The sequence below is a fragment of the Methanobrevibacter sp. genome, assembly GCF_017409525.1.
GTDB lineage: Archaea > Methanobacteriota > Methanobacteria > Methanobacteriales > Methanobacteriaceae > Methanocatella.
This window is the reverse complement of the sequence record NZ_JAFQSO010000009.1, coordinates 79101-99413: the sequence shown is the minus strand read 5'-3', so window position 1 is coordinate 99413 and position 20313 is coordinate 79101. Positions and strand designations below refer to the sequence as shown.

The following is a 20313-nucleotide window of genomic DNA, read 5'->3' as shown; positions in this document are numbered from 1 at the left end:
TTATCGTTTATTCAAAATATCTTTAATAACTCTTTTTTTATCGCTTTCAGTTTTGATAGCAACACCAATGCTGCTTTCTAAAGATTCATCGATGTTTTTAGTTCCCAAATTAGAAACTGATTTGACCCAGTCAACAGTACCTCTTACAGAAGGCTTTTTCATTAAGTTAAGATTACGTATGTTGTGAACCAATTTAACAACTTTGGACACGATCTCATCATCGGCTTCAGGGATTTTTGATTTGACAATTTCGATTTCCCTTTCAACACTTGGGTAAGGAATATATAAAAACAAACATCTGTCTTTGGTTTCATCAAGAAGTGACCTTTGTGAATTTGAAGTCAAAATAACAATTAAATCATTTTGAAGATAGAAAGTCCCCAAATCATTAATGGTGATTTCTTTTTCTCCCAATGCCTGAAGTAAAAAACTTTCCACTTCCTCATCCGCCTTATCAATCTCATCTATCAACAATACGGAATCATTCTCATTTAAAAACGCTTTAAGCAAAGGTCTTTGAATAAAGTATTGCTCATCAAATATTTTTTCTTCAGTGTTTAGGTCATTTCTGGCAGCTTCAAGATGCAGCAATTGCTTTTGATAATTCCATTCTCCAACGATTTGTTCGAATGTAATTCCCTCATAACATTGAATCCTAAAGAAATCCCTTTCAAACGATTCGGCAATCACTTTTGCAAGTTCTGTTTTTCCAACGCCAGGAGGACCTTCTATAAGCATTGGCCTTCCAAGAAGCAAAGATAAATATACAGTGGTGGATATTTCATTATTTGAAACATATTCTGCATTTAAAAGTAACTTATCAATATCTTTAATAGTAATATTTTCTGTTTGCAAAATACAACCTTCCATAAAAATTTGATTATTAAAATATGATTGATTATAAATTTATATAAATTTTATCTAATTAAGTATATATTGTTATACAATTAATATATTATTATTAATTATTCAAGGAGGTTAAGTAATATGGAAAAAGATAATGCAATTATCCTAGTATTATTAATTCTTATTGTATTAGCAGCACTTGTCTGTCTAATAATTACTGGAACTGGATTTAAATTGGCAAATGACAATACCACAGTCGTGAACAATACAACAACCACAGATGATACTGACTTAAATAATGATACGGCATCAACAAGTCCAAATAGTGATTCTGGATCCAGTTCATCAGGTTCAACTGGAAGTGGTAGCAGTAACACTGGCAGTGGAAGCGGTGGACAAGGTTCCTCAAGTTCTTCAGGAGGAGGACAATCCAGCGGAGGAAACCAACCTAACGCAGGACAATCCGAAGACACACCTAATTCAGCCGATTTTGATTAAAACTAATTTTTAAACTCATCAGGATTTTTGAATAAATCAAAATCCTGAACATATTCTTTTCCAGTAATCATGGCTATTTCTGCTTTTTGAAGTTCTGATCCCAAATAAGCTGCGTGTTCCATTCTTGAAACTAATTTTTTTGTTATGATTTCTTCATATACTTCTTTAGCTGTCTGACCTATTATTACTAAATCAGGCTTATTTTTAATAAAATGAGTTGCTATAATCTTACTATCTTTTACAGTAGTTCCATAATCAACGCTAATTTTAAAACTACCCGCTTTATCCCTTACAAATTTTAGAGGTTCCTGAAGTCTTGTTTCTTCAATTCCATCCCTTTCATTTAAAATAACATCGTTTCTTTTATGTTTGTCTTTAAAAGCAACTAAATTAATTCCCAAATCTTTTGGTATTGATTTTCTGTGTTTTGCTAAAAACATCATTTTAGATGCAGTGGACAACTCATAAACACTACCCCTTGTTTTTCCACTTTCTTCAGGAGTGAACAATATGCTAACGCCCAGTTCCATACCAATTCCTGCCAAAAGTACATTAACACCACCAGAATCAGCATCCATTAATTCAGTTACATTTCCAACGCCAAAAAACATCGGAGCAGGATTTACCTTATGAAAATCATGGCATGCAATGATTGATTCAACAATACTTGAACTGTTAACCGGATCTAAAATCAAATCCGCAACATACTTTAGACCCTCAGTATCCTTAATCAATTGATGCATCGATTCCACTCGTTCAGAAGGGGTTTTTGGTGAGATACCTTCAGAAAAATTAGTTGGAAGCAACACGGCAGGGATGTTTTTCTCCTTTAGAATGTCTTGAACTTCACCGTTATTTCCCAAATCAAGACTTAAAACAAAATCGATTCCATTCTCTGCAGCAACTTTAATCTCATTTGCATTTAAAGTATCTATGCTTAATGGCCTATCCCCAACGATTGGCCTTAAAGTTTCAATTAATTCTGGGATTTTGTCTGAAAAATCTTCACCTGCAGCCATACCGATATCTATCATGTCTGCTCCAGAATCAACAAAATACTGGCATTTGTTAATTAAAGCTTCTTTTGATAAGAATGGGGCGTTTGCAATTTCAGAAAGCACCCTCATCGGGAAATCCTCACCGACAGGGAGGTTTCTTATTAAGATATTATTTGGTTTTTTGAGAAGTTCTTCAATATTTTCCTCATCGTTTTCAAACTCTTCAATGAATTTGATTGCTTCTTTTCTCTTTTCCTCTTCAATTAATTTATCAGCAGGTTTATCCTCAGATAAAGTAATGTTGCCTATTAAATTTAGAACCATTGCGAGATCAGCGCCGTCCGTTGATCCTTTAAATGTTGGAATTCCCAACTCCTTAGTAATTTCCCTAGTGCCTTTTTTAATTAATCCTGGGACCAAAATCAAATCTATTTCATCCAATTTATCATTAAAATGAGTTTTAACTTCTTTAATAATTTGTCTAGGAGTTAAAAATGCCGCTACTTGAGTTTCAGCCACATGTACAATAATGTTATCTTTCGAATCAGAAACTACTTCCTTAATTAAAGGATATGCTAAGTTGCCAGTAATAATCAAAACGTTCATAATAACCATTCAATTAAAGTCACTATTAAATTATTATATGAATTAAGTTATATTAAATCTTTTAGAAAAAATTTGTTTAAAAAAACTTATTACAAGCCATATTAATTAATATGAAGTAACAATAAGGCTTTATTGAAAAAATTAACAAAAAACAATCCACTTAAATAAAATAATTTAAACAAATTTCTTAAATAATTAGAAATAAACATAAGATTTATATATTTTGGAATTTATAATGATTATACATGATAAATATATGGAGGAAAATTAATGATTGAAATTCGTTTTCATGGAAGAGGCGGACAAGGAGCCGTAACAGCTGCTGAAATTTTAGCTAAAGCAGCATTTAAAGATGGTAACTACTCCCAAGCTTTTCCATTCTTTGGAGTTGAACGTAGAGGAGCTCCAGTTATGGCTTTCACAAGAATTGATGATAAGCCAATTGATTTAAGATACCAAGTATATAATCCAGATTATGTACTTGTTTTAGACGATGGATTATTAAATGTGGTAGATGTATTTTCTGGAATTAAAGACAATACTGAAGTAACCATAAACACTACTGAATTTGAAGGCAGTGGAGAACATGAAGTCTACAGTATTGACGCAACAGGAATTGCATTAGACATGTTAGGCCGTAACATCGTGAATACTATTATTTTAGGATATTTTGCTAAGAAAACCCAAGCAGTGACAATTGATTCACTTCTTGAAGTGATTAAAGAAACATTCCCTGGAAAAGTTGGAGAGCTAAATGTAGAAGCTACTAAAAAAGCTTATGATATGGGATAAATGGTGGTTATGATGGTAACTATAGGATGTGTAATTAAAAACCCAGGTAATAGTAGAAATAATAAAACTGGAAGCTGGAGAACATTTAAACCTGTATTAGATAAGGAAAAATGTATTGATTGTGACAACTGCATTTTATTCTGTCCAGATGCCAGTGTAAACAAACAACATGATATCGATTACGATTACTGTAAAGGATGCGGAATTTGTGCACACGAATGCCCTTCAGATGCAATCGAAATGGTAAAAGAATAGAGAGAGTGATGAAATGGTAAAAGAAGTAATGACCTCAAATAAAGCAGTTGCAGAAGCTGTTAGATTAGCAAAACCACAAGTTATTCCTGTTTATCCAATTACTCCGCAAACTACAATTTCAGAATACTTAGCACAATATGTTGCTGATGAAAAAATTGATGCTAAATATGTTAAAGTAGAATCAGAACACAGTGCAATAAGTGCTGCTGTTGGAGCTAGTGGTGCTGGAGTAAGAGTATTTACAGCAACATCTTCACAAGGATTAATGTTAATGCATGAAATTTTATATGCTGCAGCAGGTATGAGAACCCCATTCGTTTTAGCGGATGCAAATAGGGCAATTTCTGCACCATTAAATATTTGGAATGACCAACAAGACTCAATTGCGCAAAGAGATGCAGGTTGGTTGCAAATTTATGTCGAAAATGCTCAAGAAGCATTGGACACAACTTTAATGGCTTACAAAATTTCAGAAAATCCTAATGTTTTACTTCCGTCAATGGTATGTTTAGATGGATTTATTTTAACACACACTGTTGAACCTGTAGAAATTCCAGATCAAGAAAGTGTAGACAAGTTCTTACCTCCATATGTTCCGGAACATGCATTCCTTGATCCAAAAGAGCCAATGTCAATCGGTAACTTTGCAGACCCAGATTATTATACTGAAGCAAGATACGCAATGCAAGTTGCTATGGACAACTCACTTGACGTAATCCAAGAAACTTGTGATGAATTCGCGGAAATATTCGGAAGAAAATATGGTCTTGTGGATGCATACAAAACTGAAGATGCGGAAATAATATTTGTTGCAATGGGATCACTTTGCAGTACTATTAGAGTAATAGTAGACCAATTAAGAGAAAAAGGTGAAAAAGTAGGTTTACTTAAAATTAGAGCTTACAGACCATTCCCTGTTGAAGCAATTAACGAAGCAGTGGCAAATTGTGAAAAAATAGCTGTTATTGATAAAAACTTCTCATTTGGAATTGGTGGAGCATTATATGCTGACATGAAAGTAAAAATCGATAAGGAAATTTATGGATTTATCGCAGGTTTGGGTGGAAGAGACATTACCCCAGATTCAATCATAGAAGCTTATGAAAAAACCAAAGTACCTGAAAAAGATGTCACATGGATTGGACTTAAGGAGGAATAGATATGGTAGATATACCTGATAAAGATTTATTAGCACCGGGACACAGAGGCTGTGCTGGTTGTGGAGCATCCATTGCTGTAAAATTAGCTCTTAATGCTTTAGGAGAAAACACTGTAGCTATTTCTGCTACTGGTTGTCTTGAAGTTATGACCACCCCATACCCAGAATCCTCATGGGAAGTCCCATTTATACATGTTGCATTTGAAAACTCCGGGGCAGTGGCATCCGGTGTAGAAAGTGCATTGAGAATTCAAGGAAAAGATGATGTAAATGTTGTTGCTTTTGGTGGTGACGGAGGTACTGTAGATATTGGTTTACAATCATTGTCCGGAGCTATGGAAAGAGGACACAACATGCTCTACATATGTTATGATAATGAAGCGTACATGAATACCGGTATTCAAAGAAGTGGAGCTACACCATACGGTGCAAGTACCACTACTTCCCCAAAAGGTGTTGCCAGCTTTGGAGAAGACAGACCTAAAAAGAATATGCCAATGATTATGGCCGCTCATGGAATTCCATATGTAGCAACCGCATCAATCGCATATCCTGAAGATTATGTCAACAAAGTGAAAAAAGCAGCTTCAATTGATGGTCCTGCATACATCCACTTACAACAACCATGTACTACAGGTTGGGGATATCCATCTGAAAAGACTATCGAAATGGGTAGATTAGCTGTTGAAACTGGATCTTGGATTTTATATGAAATCGAAAATGGTGAATTTGAAATTACATACAGACCAGAAGAAAGAAAACCTGTTAAAGAATATTTAGCACCACAAAAAAGATTCAAACACTTAGATGAAGAACACATTGAAAAAATACAAAAATATGTCGATGCAGAGTGTAAAGAACTAGGTTTATAGGAGGAAAACAATGGAAAGTATTGTTGTAAACAACAATTTATGTGACGGATGCCTTAATTGTGAAAACATGTGCGCATCAGTCCATAAAGCGAGTAGGATAAAAATAATAGAACATGATTCTTCCTTTTATTCCATTGTATGTCAACATTGTGAAAGTGCACCATGTATTAAAATCTGTCCGACCGATGCAATAACCGATGACGGTGTCGATACCGAAAAATGTATTGGCTGCGGATTATGCGTAATGGTTTGCCCATTTGGTGCAATGACTTTCCAAGCCAAAGTTGCTGAAAAATGTGACCTCTGTGCTGACAGAGAAGAAGGACCTGCATGCATAAAAGCATGTACTAAAAGAGCCATCAGTGTTGCTGATCCTGAGAAAATCCGAGCTAAAAATCAAGAAAAATATCTTGCCAAAATGGCCGGATTATATGAACCTAACAGCGGCAAAGGTGGATTTGTCCATGTTATTACAAGTCAAGCTAGAGCTAGACTTGTTTTAGATGAATAATAAAGAATTATGTATAATATAGGAAATTGTACAGAATGTACAACCTGTGGAAGCTGTCAACAAACACCAAATGTTGACGCTCCTATTTTATTTTGTATGCATTGCCAACCATCAGAAGCGCCATGTATTTTAATATGTAACGAAAATGCCTTTGAAGTATTGGGCGGAGCCATTACCTTAAACAAAGACAAATGTAGACAATGTATGGAATGTGTAGATGTTTGTCCCATCCATATAATTAAAATTTAAATATTTTAAAATCAAAAATAAGATTAATTAAATGTTATAGGGTTTTATTTTGATTTCCAAAGATATTATTAAAGATACTGTTTATGAACTTTACAAGCAAGCCGTCATTGTTTTAGGTGATGATGTGAAAAAATCACTTGAAGATGCTCTTAAAATAGAAGAACACGACCTTGCCAAACTAAATATTGAAGCTATTTTAAAAAATATTGAACTTGCGGAAGAAAAAGGCATTCCGATGTGTCAAGATACAGGTTTGCCGGTTGTTTTTGTGAAGATGGGTAATGTTGAAGTTGAAGATTTGCGTGAAGGAATTGAAGAAGGAATAAAGAAGGCTACAAAAGAGATTCCAATCAGGCCGAACATTGTGGACCCCCTAACCCGTGAAAACACCAACATTAACGTTGGGGATTACATCCCTCCAATCGATATTGAACTGATTGATGAAGACTATCTGGAAATTACCATTTTGCCTAAAGGATTCGGATCAGAAAACAATAATGCCTTAAAAATGGCCCTTCCAGCTGAAGGAATTGAAGGAATAAGGGAATTTGTTGTTGAATCCGTCCTTAAAGCTAAAGGAAAACCATGTCCTCCAACAGTTATTGGTGTTGGAATAGGTGGAACATCAGACCTATGTCTAAAACTTGGTAAAAAAGCATTGCTTGGAAAGATAGGCGAAAGAAATCCTGATCCGGAAATAGCGAAATTGGAAGAAGAAATATTAAAAGAAATTAATGCCTCCGGAATCGGCCCTATGGGACTGGGCGGCAAAACTACTGCATTAGATGTGAAAATCTTAAAAGCACATACCCATACTGCAGGACTTCCTATTGGTGTTTGCATACAATGCTGGGCAGACAGGCATGCCACAACCAGAATATTTGATGAATGATTATCTGAAAGTCCTTGGAGTGGTGGGCCTCGGGATATTCTCATGAAATTCAATGGCAACATCCATCATCTCAACAGAAATGTCTCCGATTCTTTCAAATGCCTTGATTACTCTAAACAGGTATATGAAATAGTTTGAACGCTCCTTTTCATCGAATGAACTTTCAGCCATTTGAGTTGCTATCAGATTAATGGATTTTGCTTGTAAAATATGAATTGAATCTTCCAATTCCATTAAATCCTCTTTAAGCTCTGTCCTGTTTTCAATGAACGCTTTCATTGCCAAACGAATCATGCTTTGAGAAGTCTTATACATCTTTTTTAATTTTTTCAAGACATTATCGTCAATTTCATAAATATCATTAATTACAAATTTCGCAATATGGCCGCAGTAATCCCCAATACGTTCCAAATCATATGCAATCTCATTATAAAGCAAATATTTTGAGAATTCAGAATGTTTATTAATGTTTAAAATGGTTTCAACAGAAGTTCTGATTTTTTCAACCATGTTATTGGTGGTGAAATCCATCTCTAATGCCTTGTTTGCCAAATCTTCATCATAATCAAGAACAGCATTGAATGAAGATTCAAGCTGGGAGTGAACATGTTTGGCCATGTTTGCCAGCATGTCATTCAATAAAACATTGCCTGTGCTATTTTTTGAGATGGAATAATCATCTAAAGATTCCGTGAATTTTTCATAGCTCTTCAAATCAATCATATAAGCTCTCTTTACTGTGCCGTCTTTAACTAAAGGTTGCAATAGCTGAGTGACATACCTTCTAGAAATTCCTAATTTCTCTGCAATTTCATCTTGAGTGGAAGGATTTTCATATAAAATAAAATCCAATATGTCTTTTAATGTTTTATCTTTTTTACTCATTTTACCATCTATTTTTTAAAGTCATCCAACAAATCATTAGATTCGAAATGAATGTTATTTGAAGATTTATTGAATCCCGGAGAATCATTCCCTCCGACAACCTTCTTTTTAAATTCCACATTTGACCTTCTTTGATTGTTGAGAGGTTTTGAACTCCCATGATGAGTATCTGGACTTGACTTTATTGGATTTTTTACTCTAATATTTCGTACATACCTATTATTAAGGGCCTTGTCTTTATTTGAATGAATAGCATTATAAACTTGTTTTGGTTTGGAATCTTCTTCAGTAAAATGTTTCTTAGTTACTTTAAATTCTTTTTCAGAACTTTTTGCAGAATTTAAAATTCTTAAAATGACAAATACAATTATTAGAAATGCCAATATAGCTATCGGCAAATCAAAACGGGAAAAAATTCCACCATACATATCTGTAATTGGATTTCCCATATCCACAAAACCCCTTGCCAAAAAGATCAAACCAACAAAAACTAACAGGATGCCATGTTCTTTTTTAACAAATTCCGGTTTTAATACTAAAGGATATGCACTAATAATAAGCATTGCAAATCCTAAAATCCTATATAAATTATTATTTGCCAAATCCTGAATTGAAAGGTAAACATTGACAAATGTGTAAGGTAAAAATCCGGATTCGGATAATAAAGCGAAAATCAATAGCAATTGAATTAAAGCCACTACTGCCAATGGGAACACATAGGCAAGATCCCATTCAAAATCATGTTTGAATTCGGCTTCTGATACAGGTTTTTCTAAAGCTTCAGAAAGCATATTATAAAGAACAGATGAAATAACTGAACCTATAATTGTACCTGCCACTCCTAAAACGGAAGTTAAAATAGCAACAAATGCTGATACCGCACCAACGAGCATTAACTTTTTATAATTCATTCTTTTCACCTTCAAAAATAATTCATATATTTCTAATTAATATTATAATTTCAAGTATTTAAAATAATAAGTTGCCCTTTTAGATAAATTATAAAAAAATAGTTGAAAGCTTTAGGGGGGATTCGAACCCCCGACTTCCACCTTACCAAGGTGGCGCTCTACCAGCTGAGCCACTAAAGCACAATCAGGAATTATAAATTAATCAAAAAGTATAAAAAGTGCAAGGGAAGGGATTCGAACCCTCGAAGGCCTATACCAGAGGATCTTAAGTCCTCCCCCTTTGGCCGCTCGGGCACCCTTGCATACACTATTAATATTTGCTAACATAATATATAAAGGTTACCCTTATTAAAGAATTTTAAGCAAAACTATGAAATATACTATATTATATTATTTAACAAACTATATAAACATTTAAGACCATAAATAGATATAATCTATAAAAAATTAAAAGGTGAATTAATTGCAGGTAGATATGGAAGAATGCGGAGTCTGTGAAGATTGTATTGATGTTTGTATGGAAGAAGCGATTGTGAAAAAAGCCTTTACAATTGTTATTGACAATGATAAATGCGATTCCTGCGGAGAATGCGTTGATGTATGTCCAGTAGGCGCCATTTACGAAGATTAATCCAAGTTAAATTCCATTAATTAATTATTTCAGTAATCCGCACTGCAACATTTACTTTAATGAATCTCATTTTCCCCTTTTTCGATTGAATCCTGAATGATTATCATCCACAAGCAATGTTTTAGATTTTTTATTACAATTTCGCCATTAAATTTAAGATACACCATTCAAAAAGCAGAAAATTAGATTTGAAATATTAAAATACAATTATGCTATTAAATAGTCATCCTAACCAATTTTTTATAACACTAAAATAAAGAAATTAAACTCAATTTTCAAAATCGAGTAATACTAATATATATAAATAATACTAATTTGTATTACTTTAATAACATTTATATATAGTTATTCTTTTAAAATATTAAATGTCAAGGACAATATAGGATTTATTAACCATAAAACTTAATAAAACTCTTAGATAACTTGATACTAATAGAAATAAGAAAAAATAATGAAAAAAAGTAATACTTCTTTATAAGCAAATTTTAAAAAAGTATTACTTTAAGAGAAATGGAGGAATTTAATTGCATATACCTGACGGATTTATACCTATTGCACAATGTTTAATCTACTATGTAATATTAATAGTTGCATTATACTTCTCTGTGAAATGGGCTAGATCTAACTTAGATGAAAAACGTATACCTCTTTTAGCTGTTCTCGCTGCAGGTATCTTTGCAATCATGTCCATGAACATGCCAATTCCATTCGGTACAAGTGGACACATGGTTGGAGGAGCTCTTGTAGCTATTGTATTCCTCGCGCCGGAAGCTGCTGTTTTAGTATTTACAGTAGTATTATTAATCCAAGCATTAATCTTCGGAGACGGAGGAATTACTGCTCTTGGAGCAAACGTGTTAAACATGGCGATTGTAGGAGGATGCGTTGGATTATACACCTTTAAAGGACTTAAAGGAATAATTGGAAAATACGCCGCAGCAGGTGTTGGAGCATGGTTAGCTACTGTGCTTGCTGCTTTAGCATGTGCTATCGAAATGGCTATCGCAGGAACATTCCCAGCAAATGTTGGTATTCCATCAATGGTATTATACCACTTCTTCATTGGAATAATTGAAGCAGTATTAACTGTCATTGTTCTTGTAGCCTTAGATAAATTCAGACCAGACTTACTTGCCTGGAATAAAAGCGAAGGAGATGCATAACATGGATAAAAAAGATACATATTTAATTGTTGTAGCAGTTGTCATTTGTATTGTAATTTGCTGTCTTTCACCGTTTATTGCATCCCCAGATCCAGATGGTCTTGAAAAATCTGCAGAAGACTCTGGACTTCCAGAAGATTTCTCAATTGAAGAGATCAAGGGAATACCAGGTGCAATCTTCCCAGATTATGCATTTGCAAATGACCCTGAAAACCAAGTATTGCAAATTGTAGCCTTAGTGCTGGGTACAATAGTTACATTAGTAGCAGGGTATGGCGTTGCAGCAATCGTTAGAAGTAGAAATTAAATTAATTTAATTTCTATTTTTTTCCTTTTTTTAGAAATAAATGAAATAATGAAAATAATAATATATAACTAATTTTAATATTATATTAGTAGATAACCATGGTAGATATAACACAAATAATGAGATTTGATGATTTGGCATCAAAAGATAGTCCGATACATAATTTGGAAGGGCGAATTAAACTAATTTCCACTATTTTTATAATTGTAGTATGTGTTATTTCACAGGAACTTTTTACACCGATAATATTAGAAATACTTTTATTAATCATTCTTAAACTAGCTGATTTATCATATGTTGATTCTTTTAAAAGATTATTAATGTTGCTTCCTTTTGGTGGAGCAGTCATCATATTCCAACCGTTTATTCAACCTGGAAACGTTATTTGGAGATATTCCTGGTTAACTATTACTGACGGCGGTTTGAATTGGGGAATTTTATTATTTGTTCGCCTGATTGTTTGTTTAACTGCAATCATAATATATTCATCAACAACCCCCTTACAGGAAATGGCCAGCTCCTTTAGAAAATTAAAAATGCCTAGAGACTTGGCAATGATTTTATCAATTATGGTTAGATTTTTATTTTTATTTGTTGATGAACTTGCAGCAATTCGTAAAAGTCAAAAAGCAAGAAATTTCAGCATTCACGGTACAACCACCCCCTATAAATGGAGAGTCAAACAAGTGGGATATACAATAGGCATGATGTTTTTAAAAGCTTATGAACAGGGAGAGCGTGTTCACAGAAGTATGGTGAGCCGTGGTTTTTCAGATGCCTCTGAAATGTTTGATGAAAAAAAATCCCCTGAAAAAAGCGATTATTTATATTTATTAACAATAATTATTATTGTAATTGTCCTTGAAATTATCATATATAAGTTTAGCGGACAATTAGGTTACTTTGGAAAAAATTTAGGAATTAATTAGGTGAAATAATGGAACATATACATCTCGAAACTAAGAATTTAACTTTTACATATCCTGATGGTACTCAAGCATTGAAAAATGTTAACATTAAAATTAAGAAAGGAGAAAAAATAGCCATTATGGGACCTAATGGTGCCGGTAAATCAACATTGTTTTCTCACTTTAACGGCTTAACAGAACCCACATCCGGACATGTTGAAATAGACGGCAAAAAAATCGTATTTGAACGTGACGAACTGCTTGAAGTAAGGCAAAAAGTAGGAATAGTATTCCAAGATCCAAATGACCAACTGTTTGCGCCAACCGTTAAGGAGGATGTTGCATTTGGACCTATGAACTTAGGTCTTGAGTATGATGAAGTTGAAAAAAGAATCAAGGAATCTCTGGAAATGGTTGGAATGAGTGGCTTTGAAGAAAAAACTCCTCACCATTTAAGCGGAGGCCAACAGAAAAGAGTGGCGATTGCTGGAATCATTGCAATGCGCCCAGAAATAATGATACTTGATGAGCCTACTGCAGGACTCGACCCTGAAGGTGTTGATAAAGTATTGAATATCCTTAACGATTTAAACGATGAAGGAATGAGCATCGTTATCTCTTCACATGATATAGAGATGGTGAACGGATTTGCAGATAAGATATTTGTTTTATACCATGGTGAAATAATTGCACAGGGAGATAAACATCAAATATTTTCCGATAAGGAATTATTGAAAAAAGCTCATCTAAAAGCGCCAGTAACAACTGAAGTACTTTATAAATTAAAAGAAAAAGGGTTGGATGTCGATCCTGAAAAGCTAAGTATTGACGAAGCCGTTGAAGAGATATTAAAAGCGGCAAAGAATTAATTTGTAGATTTTTTTCTATTTTTGATTTTATTTTTGAGTTTTACAATAAACTCAAATTCATCTTCTAGCTCTGGAGAGTTTGCAAAACCACAGTTAGGACAATGAATACTGTTACAACCGTGTTTTCCGCAACTGGAACATCCCCGATTTTCCAAGGTAGTTTCATCAAATTCAAAACCGCACATACGACATTTCATATTATACCGTGAATAAAATTACTTTAAAAAAAATAAATGAAAAATTGAAGTTATTCCACTTCAATGTTTTCAGCTTCTTCTTTGCGAAGACAAACATCATATCCTTTAACACTCATTTCAATAGGGTCACCTAAAGTGGCCACTTTTTTAACAGTAATTTTAGCTCCTTTAACAAAACCCATACCTAACAAGTGCCTTCTTAAATCAACATCACCGGAATCATGGTATTTCACCAAAGTTACGGTTTCGCCTGGCTTAGTATCCTTTAAGGTTTTCATAATATCACCTTTAATATAAAAAATCAATTTTTAGGCATTGCTAAAAATTCCTTGATTATACTATGTAATACTAAGTATATAAATATTTAGTTATGACTAAAAATTTAAAAAAAAATGAAAAATGGATAAATCTGATTTCCATCATCCCTTGGAATTTAAATAGGAGGACTCCACTTTTACTGCAATTCTAACTATCCGAATCCTGCCAATAAACCAACATTGTAAATTAAGAATGAAACAACATAAGCGGTTACCAAAGTAATCCCACACATAGTCAATGCCCATTTATAACTGTTAGTTTCCTGTTTGATTGCACCAATAGCTGCTATACAAGGAGTGTATAGTAAAGTAAAGGCCATGAAAGAAAATGCAGATAATGGCGTGAATGTATCCTGTATTAAACGTGTAATGCCTTCCTTATCATTACCTTCCATGCCTGCAAGGGTTCCGAATGTTGAAACAACAACTTCCTTAGCACTCAATCCTGCAATAATGGCCACAGCAGCCTGCCAAGTTCCAAATCCTAAAGGTGCGAATATCGGAGCAAGAACATTACCAATGGTGCCTAAAAGACTCATCTGAGGATCAGTTCCTCCCCACGGAAATATATGCTGCAAAAGCCATAATACAATTGAGCAAACAAGAATAATAGTACCTGCTTTTTTCAGAAATCCTTTCACTTTCTCCCAGGTATGCAATAATATGCCCTTTAGGGACGGCACCTTATAAGTTGGGAGTTCCATAACAAATGGTGTGGACAATCCTTTAAACATTGTTCTCTTAAGGATAGCTGCTACAATGAGCGCAACAACAATTCCCAACACATAAATTAAAACCAGCATTAGCCCCTGATTTTCTGTAAAAAATGCGCCAATGAAAATAGCATAAATCGGCAATCTGGCAGTGCATGACATAAACGGAACAAGCATCATGGCGAGCATACGGTCTCCTTCGTTTTCCATGGTTCTTGTTGCCATAATAGCCGGTACACCACAACCAAAACCTAAAATCATTGGAATGAATGCTTTACCGTGAAGTCCTACAATTTTGTGCATAACAATATCCAATGTAAATGCGGCCCTTGCCAAGTAACCGCAATCTTCCAAAATACTTAAAAACAAGAACATTAGAATAATTATTGGCAAGAAAGTAAGAACACCACCTACCCCTCCAATAATACCGTTACAAATCAATGATGACAACAAACCTCCGCCAAGGAATGTGCCTACCCATGCAGACAATGCTGCGAATGCCTGTTTAATCATACTCTGGAAGGGCGCTCCAATTGTAAATGTTAATTGAAACATTGCCCACATGATAATAATAAATATGAAAGGGGCTAGAATCCTGTTAGTTACAATTTTATCAATCTTATCAGTAGTTGTTTCCTTTTCAACAGCGGGCCTTTTTACCGCTTCGGCCATTAAACCACCGATAAATGCATATCTTGCATTTGCGATGACTTCTTCTGGACCTTCCTTATATACATCACGAAGATGTGTGCTTACCTTATCTACTTCGGCAAATATTTTTGAGCTTTTTGAAGATTTCTGCACTTTTTCAATTACAATTGTGTCTTTTTCCAATAATTTTATTGCAGTCCAAACTGAAGGAACATCCAATAAACCGTCGTCCTGTTCAATCAATGATTGCAAATCCATTAAATGACCCTTAATGTCGTTACCATAGGCTAATTTTTCGCTTGTATCTTTCGGATTTGCAGCTAATTTTTCAACGGTAGTCAATAATTCATCGAATCCATCACCATTTTTAGCATTTATTTCAATGACAGGGAATCCTAAAAGTTCACTCATCAAATCCATATCAATGATGTGATCTTTTTTCCTTGCAAAGTCATTCATGTTAATGGCCAATACTAAATTGGCGCCCAATTCCATCATCTGAACTGTTAAATACAAATTACGTTCCAGATTAGCTGCATCAACTACATTAATAATTACATCAGAATCGTCATCGACAATGAAATCTCTTGATACGATTTCTTCTATGGAATGTGCGCTCAATGCATAATTGCCCGGCAAATCGATAATATCATAATTATAATCCCCATGTTTGAAATGGCCTTCGGCTCTCTCGACAGTTTTTCCAGGCCAGTTGCCTACATGCTGGCGCATCCCAGTTAATCGATTGAATACAGTAGTTTTACCCACATTAGGGTTTCCTGCCAATCCGACTATTAATTCCCTCATTAACTATTCTCCGATTTTAATTTAACCTATTGAAGCACGATTAAAATTGCTAAAAAATTAGGTTTACCTAAACAGACTATATTATTAATTTTATATTATTTAAATATTTAATCCTACCTAAATAATAACATTTAAATAGTAAAATATACTAACTGTTATATAACAATAGTTATTTTTTCGATGGAATGTTTTTAAAAATTTAGGTGCACCTAAAAATTTAGAAACATTTATATACTATGACAACCAACTTTAATACAAGTGACATATATTTAGGCATGCCTAAAAAAATCACTTAACAAAACATATTATTAGTCAATAATAATACAATCTCCAAAAAACATATAAATATTAAATTAGCTTTTCACAATTTTCTAATTTAATATCGGAAAATTATCTGCCAATATTTTCCAAAATACAAGTCGGTGTTTATAACTCTCCAATCATAAACACCATTATCTCTTTTTTTTAAAAAAAAAATTAGTACCATTCTCCGTCATAGTTTGAAGCATCATCATAGATTTCTTCATCCCAATAGTTATAATCAAAATAATCATCCATTTCCTGGTCCAAACCCCAATTATGATCTTCATAATATGTATAAGGATCGAAGACACTGCTTTTGACATTAATGAATTGGGTTATTCTAGCACTTTTATATTTGCTAGTTCCATCGAATTTTACTTCAACTTTATATTTTCCATCAGGATATTTTAATCTAATTTCACCATTATAGGATTTATAAGTCCATTTGTAATTACCATACTCATCAGTAATGGTGTAATTGATTTTTCCATTAGTATTAATAGGATTTCCATCGCTATCAACAAGTTTAATTACAATATATCCATTATTTGCAATGCCATAATCTTCAGCGGTTATGTCAATTTTAACAGTTTCCTTTGCAAAAGCAGGACCTGCTAATACAAAACAAGTCCCCACAATGAGAAATAGGATAATTATTTTTTTGTCCATATAAACCACCTAATGTTTGATGTGTATAATTTGTTACAACCCCTATTTAAATTTTTAAATTTACTCAACTATAATAATCTTATAGCATTAGTGCAATTTTATTTAATCAAGTAAATACTTTATTTTAGCTTCAACAAAGTTTAAATTATAGTTTAAATAATTAATAGCTATGATAGAGTTAGTTATTGCTTGTTTCATAGGCATATTAATCGGCACCATGACAGGAATGATACCTGGAATACATGTCAACACGGCAGGAGCAATATTATTTGCATCATCAACTTTTCTTTTAACATTCCTATCTCCAGAATTCCTTTGCGTTTTAATGGTTTCAATGTCAATAGCCCATGCCTTAATCGAATTTGTGCCATCAATGCTTTTGGGAGTTCCGCAGGAAGGCACCGCAACATCAATACTTCCAGGGCACAGAATGGTTTTACAAGGAAGATCAAAAGAAGTTATAAGAATCGTTTCAGTTGGGGGTTTTGGAGCGATAATTGTTACAATACTAATGCTTCCGGCTTTTGCGCTGATTTTACCAATGCTTCATGACATTACAAAACCATTCACATGGATTATACTCCTTGTTGCATCCGTTTATCTAACTTACAACCTAACAAGGAGCTTTAGAGATTTCTTATGGTCGCTTCTATTGTTTGCACTATCCGGAATCCTAGGATGGATAATTTTTCAAACCCCCATCTCGTCAGGCGTAACGTTGATGTGCACATTTTCAGGCCTTTTTGGAATAAGTACAATATTATTCAGTCTAAACGATTCATCGACAATACCTCATCAAAATCCCTTTTATGAACTTGACATCGATTTTAGCAAGTTCAAAAGCATCTTTGCAGGAGGAATCACAGGCGCCATTTTAGGATTTCTTCCAGGTTTTGGACCGGCGCAGGGAACAGTGATAGCGCAGGCCGCAAGCGGTACAAATGACAATGACGATGACGATACAGTTAATTTTCTTCTGGCAACATCCGGACTGAATGTCTCGGATTGCCTTTTTTCATTGATTGCGATTTACATTATCGGAAATCCCAGAAGTGGAATAGCAGTATACATGTCCTATTTAATCTCTGAAATGAGCATCAACCACTTGGCCATTTTCATATTTGCATCTTTAGTGGCTGTTTCCGTTTCCTTAGTATTATCTTTAAAATTAGGCGATTCTTTTTCCAGATTAATGAGTGGCGTTAACTATAAGAAATTATCGATTGGAGTGATATTGCTTCAGATATTGATTTTGTACATTTTCATTCTTTATTACAATGCACCTATCGGCTATATGACTCTAGCTTTGATTACCTCCACTGCAATGGGAATGCTGCCCCACTATATTGGCGTTGGAAAATCTCATCTGATGGGAATTTTAATTATTCCCGCTATTGTCATCTATATGCAGATGTTTATTTGAATGGAAAAGACTTTGAAAGAAGCTGATTAAAATAGCTAGATAATTACTACATTATCAGCAATTTTTTCTGCCTTTTCATTGATTTGAGAAACATCCTCCCCTGGAAATGCATCGATGACACATAAATCCACATGACCCACATCCAAATTTTCAAAAGATTCATTGTGAACTTCAAATCCGTCATGAATGCCATTTATCTCAAGATTATATTTTAGCGCTTCAATCATCTCAGGGTTTATATCATTAAAGATTACTTTTTCAAACCCGAATTTCAATAAATAGATTCCAAGTGCACCCAAACCGCACATCCCATCAATTGCTATTCCATTTTTAATGTTATTGTTGTTTAAATAATTATGGAGCCTTACTAACTTATCTTCCGTGGTCATGGCAACTTCAATGTGGTGTTTTGATTGATTTTTAACTAGAACTAGCTTTTCATTCAGCAATGTCCTCATTACATTAATCTGCGTATCATCGCCAACAAGAATTTCAAAATGACTGATTTGGGAATCCTTATTTAGCTGCCCCACTACACTTCTTGGACTTCCCTTCAAAACGCATTTTACTTCTGGAACTTCATCAGTTAATTTTAAGGCCACCTCTTTTGTAAAATCGGGATGAAGTAAAATTAATGTATTTTCTTGAATAAATTGAGGGTTTAGACTGCTGAAATAAAAATCGCACAAAGGCACTGGCGAATTGCGTCTGAGAGTTGCATTTTCCGGAACGATATCGCATTCAATCATTATCTTTAAAATATGACTCATTACCACATCCAATGGTCTTTTTCCGCAACTGCACCTCATATAATCTGCATCATAATCATCGAAATTTATTAAATCCTTTAGAGGGGAAAACTTTTTGATTTGAATGTCTTTGCAGTTTTCACATTCATTTAGAGAATTAATCTTTTCATCAATATCCATGATAGAACCACACCACAATTGCTTTGATGGTTTAATATTGATTTATGACAGTTATTATGATTTCTAAAGTAATAAAAAATATATAAATTAGTATTACTAATTTAGAAATAGGATAAAAATCCTTAAAGGTGAAAAATATGAGCAATAATGAGATTATACCGCAATATGACATCATTAAACAAAATTACAGTCAAAAAGAAAAAGTTCTGTTAAGAGAGCTTCGTGAAAATTTAGTTGATTTGGCAATATCATCCGGTGAAAATTTCCAGCCAAATGAAACTAAACTATTAAATGACATTAAAAACTTTTTATTTGTAAGATTAACTCAGGACAACCAAAATAATGGTATTACCAATGAATATCTTGATAACCTATCACACAAGCTGCTCCAGGACATAATCGGATATGGCAAAATAGACCCATTAATTCAGGACGATGAGCTTGAAGAAATCATGATTAATGGAACAAACAAACCGATTTTTGTCTATCACCGAAAATATGGAATGATGAAAACAAATATATATTTTTTAAATGGAATGATGTAATAAAAATAATACGGCATTAAATCAAATTATATAAAAAAACACGCAATAAAATTATTATTTTAATAAGAATAAGAATAATAAATAAATTATAAAAAAAATTAAGTTAATGACATGATAAATAAGTAAAAATAATAAAAATTAGCTATTTAAAAATAATCCTTTTCCCACCAATATCAATCTCAACCTTATCTTCTATCGGAACAATGGTAACCTCCTTATCATATTCCACAGTATAGTCATTTGGTATGTTTTCGATTAATTTCTTTAATACTTCAATAGTTAAAATTGCCATAATAAACACCTAGTTATTTAATTAATTGATTAACTAATTATTTAAGTCTTTACATATGAATCTAGGTAATTATTGATGTCAGTTTGTAAAATTACAAGTTTTAAACAATATTGGA

The 20313-nt window shown here is 33.5% G+C and carries 25 protein-coding genes and 2 tRNA genes; 15 read left to right on the top strand and 12 right to left on the bottom strand.

Annotated elements, in window-relative coordinates:
• A complete protein-coding gene (locus tag IJE64_RS04765; protein WP_292782763.1) occupies positions 1–855 on the bottom strand; it encodes a MoxR family ATPase in 855 nt (284 codons plus the stop codon).
• A 132-nt stretch (positions 856–987) separates the two neighbouring features.
• Here IJE64_RS04765 and IJE64_RS04760 point away from each other — a divergent pair, with 132 nt between their 5' ends.
• Positions 988–1344, top strand: a complete 357-nt coding sequence (locus tag IJE64_RS04760) for a hypothetical protein (RefSeq protein ID WP_292782759.1) — start codon at positions 988–990, stop codon at positions 1342–1344.
• Positions 1345–1346: 2 nt separating this feature from the next.
• Here the strand turns inward: IJE64_RS04760 and IJE64_RS04755 are convergent, their stop codons facing one another.
• The gene (locus tag IJE64_RS04755) at positions 1347–2948 is read right to left on the bottom strand and encodes a dihydropteroate synthase-like protein (RefSeq protein ID WP_292782756.1); all 1602 of its coding nucleotides are present in this window, start codon (positions 2946–2948) and stop codon (positions 1347–1349) included.
• A 270-nt stretch (positions 2949–3218) separates the two neighbouring features.
• On the opposite strand from IJE64_RS04755, the gene IJE64_RS04750 reads away from it, so the two are divergent.
• Genes IJE64_RS04750 through IJE64_RS04720 form a run of 7 tightly spaced genes read left to right on the top strand, consistent with a single transcriptional unit; the run spans position 3219 to position 7678 of the window.
• Positions 3219–3740, top strand: coding sequence for a pyruvate ferredoxin oxidoreductase subunit gamma (locus tag IJE64_RS04750; protein ID WP_292782753.1), 522 nt, complete (start codon positions 3219–3221; stop codon positions 3738–3740).
• Positions 3741–3752: 12 nt separating this feature from the next.
• Positions 3753–3995 (top strand): pyruvate synthase subunit PorD, encoded by a 243-nt coding sequence (porD, locus tag IJE64_RS04745; RefSeq protein ID WP_292782810.1) that lies wholly within the window; start codon positions 3753–3755, stop codon positions 3993–3995.
• A 13-nt stretch (positions 3996–4008) separates the two neighbouring features.
• The gene (gene porA / locus IJE64_RS04740) at positions 4009–5154 is read left to right on the top strand and encodes a pyruvate synthase subunit PorA (protein WP_292782750.1); all 1146 of its coding nucleotides are present in this window, start codon (positions 4009–4011) and stop codon (positions 5152–5154) included.
• Between the two features lie 2 nt (positions 5155–5156).
• Entirely contained in the window at positions 5157–6026 is an 870-nt protein-coding gene (porB, locus tag IJE64_RS04735; protein WP_292782748.1) for a pyruvate synthase subunit PorB, read from the top strand.
• A 10-nt stretch (positions 6027–6036) separates the two neighbouring features.
• On the top strand, positions 6037–6537 hold the full coding sequence (locus tag IJE64_RS04730; protein ID WP_292782745.1) for a 4Fe-4S dicluster domain-containing protein: 501 nt from the start codon (positions 6037–6039) through the stop codon (positions 6535–6537).
• A gap of 9 nt (positions 6538–6546) precedes the next feature.
• Positions 6547–6786 (top strand): 4Fe-4S binding protein, encoded by a 240-nt coding sequence (locus IJE64_RS04725; RefSeq protein ID WP_292782742.1) that lies wholly within the window; start codon positions 6547–6549, stop codon positions 6784–6786.
• Between the two features lie 49 nt (positions 6787–6835).
• A complete protein-coding gene (locus tag IJE64_RS04720; protein WP_292782739.1) occupies positions 6836–7678 on the top strand; it encodes a fumarate hydratase in 843 nt (280 codons plus the stop codon).
• Here IJE64_RS04720 and IJE64_RS04715 read toward each other — a convergent pair whose 3' ends face one another.
• The 4 genes from IJE64_RS04715 to IJE64_RS04700 all read right to left on the bottom strand — a co-directional run bounded on the left by IJE64_RS04715 (position 7679) and on the right by IJE64_RS04700 (position 9776).
• A complete protein-coding gene (locus tag IJE64_RS04715; RefSeq protein WP_292782736.1) occupies positions 7679–8563 on the bottom strand; it encodes a phosphate uptake regulator PhoU in 885 nt (294 codons plus the stop codon).
• Positions 8564–8571: 8 nt separating this feature from the next.
• Positions 8572–9474, bottom strand: a complete 903-nt coding sequence (locus IJE64_RS04710; protein ID WP_292782733.1) for a hypothetical protein — start codon at positions 9472–9474, stop codon at positions 8572–8574.
• Between the two features lie 107 nt (positions 9475–9581).
• Positions 9582–9654: transfer RNA gene (locus IJE64_RS04705), tRNA-Thr, on the bottom strand.
• A 39-nt stretch (positions 9655–9693) separates the two neighbouring features.
• Positions 9694–9776 (bottom strand) — tRNA-Leu (locus tag IJE64_RS04700).
• 161 nt (positions 9777–9937) lie between these two features.
• Between IJE64_RS04700 and IJE64_RS04695 the strand changes: the two genes are divergently transcribed.
• From IJE64_RS04695 to IJE64_RS04675, 5 genes are all read left to right on the top strand, one after another.
• Positions 9938–10105, top strand: coding sequence for a 4Fe-4S binding protein (locus IJE64_RS04695; protein WP_292782730.1), 168 nt, complete (start codon positions 9938–9940; stop codon positions 10103–10105).
• 524 nt (positions 10106–10629) lie between these two features.
• On the top strand, positions 10630–11268 hold the full coding sequence (gene cbiM, locus IJE64_RS04690; protein WP_292782727.1) for a cobalt transporter CbiM: 639 nt from the start codon (positions 10630–10632) through the stop codon (positions 11266–11268).
• Position 11269: 1 nt separating this feature from the next.
• Positions 11270–11575, top strand: coding sequence for a PDGLE domain-containing protein (locus IJE64_RS04685; RefSeq protein WP_292782724.1), 306 nt, complete (start codon positions 11270–11272; stop codon positions 11573–11575).
• Between the two features lie 98 nt (positions 11576–11673).
• Positions 11674–12504 (top strand): cobalt ECF transporter T component CbiQ, encoded by an 831-nt coding sequence (gene cbiQ, locus IJE64_RS04680; protein WP_292782721.1) that lies wholly within the window; start codon positions 11674–11676, stop codon positions 12502–12504.
• 8 nt (positions 12505–12512) lie between these two features.
• Entirely contained in the window at positions 12513–13352 is an 840-nt protein-coding gene (locus tag IJE64_RS04675; protein WP_292782718.1) for an ATP-binding cassette domain-containing protein, read from the top strand.
• Here IJE64_RS04675 and IJE64_RS04670 read toward each other — a convergent pair.
• The 4 genes from IJE64_RS04670 to IJE64_RS04655 form a co-directional block, all read right to left on the bottom strand.
• Positions 13349–13549, bottom strand: coding sequence for a hypothetical protein (locus tag IJE64_RS04670; protein ID WP_292782716.1), 201 nt, complete (start codon positions 13547–13549; stop codon positions 13349–13351). The two genes, IJE64_RS04675 and IJE64_RS04670, sit on opposite strands and share 4 nt — an antisense overlap.
• 50 nt (positions 13550–13599) lie before the next feature.
• Positions 13600–13830 (bottom strand): FeoA family protein, encoded by a 231-nt coding sequence (locus tag IJE64_RS04665; protein ID WP_342764992.1) that lies wholly within the window; start codon positions 13828–13830, stop codon positions 13600–13602.
• A gap of 188 nt (positions 13831–14018) precedes the next feature.
• Positions 14019–16037, bottom strand: a complete 2019-nt coding sequence (feoB, locus tag IJE64_RS04660) for a ferrous iron transport protein B (RefSeq protein ID WP_292782711.1) — start codon at positions 16035–16037, stop codon at positions 14019–14021.
• Positions 16038–16514: 477 nt separating this feature from the next.
• Positions 16515–17009, bottom strand: coding sequence for a hypothetical protein (locus IJE64_RS04655; protein WP_292782708.1), 495 nt, complete (start codon positions 17007–17009; stop codon positions 16515–16517).
• Positions 17010–17178: 169 nt separating this feature from the next.
• Here IJE64_RS04655 and IJE64_RS04650 point away from each other — a divergent pair, with 169 nt between their 5' ends.
• A complete protein-coding gene (locus IJE64_RS04650) occupies positions 17179–18432 on the top strand; it encodes a tripartite tricarboxylate transporter permease (protein WP_292782705.1) in 1254 nt (417 codons plus the stop codon).
• 35 nt (positions 18433–18467) lie between these two features.
• Here the strand turns inward: IJE64_RS04650 and IJE64_RS04645 are convergent, their stop codons facing one another.
• A complete protein-coding gene (locus tag IJE64_RS04645) occupies positions 18468–19361 on the bottom strand; it encodes a 50S ribosomal protein L11 methyltransferase (RefSeq protein ID WP_292782702.1) in 894 nt (297 codons plus the stop codon).
• 137 nt (positions 19362–19498) lie between these two features.
• Between IJE64_RS04645 and IJE64_RS04640 the strand changes: the two genes are divergently transcribed.
• Positions 19499–19906, top strand: coding sequence for a hypothetical protein (locus IJE64_RS04640; protein WP_292782699.1), 408 nt, complete (start codon positions 19499–19501; stop codon positions 19904–19906).
• A gap of 142 nt (positions 19907–20048) precedes the next feature.
• On the opposite strand, the gene IJE64_RS04635 is transcribed toward IJE64_RS04640, so the two are convergent.
• Entirely contained in the window at positions 20049–20198 is a 150-nt protein-coding gene (locus IJE64_RS04635) for a hypothetical protein (RefSeq protein ID WP_292782697.1), read from the bottom strand.
• Positions 20199–20313 lie beyond the last annotated feature (115 nt).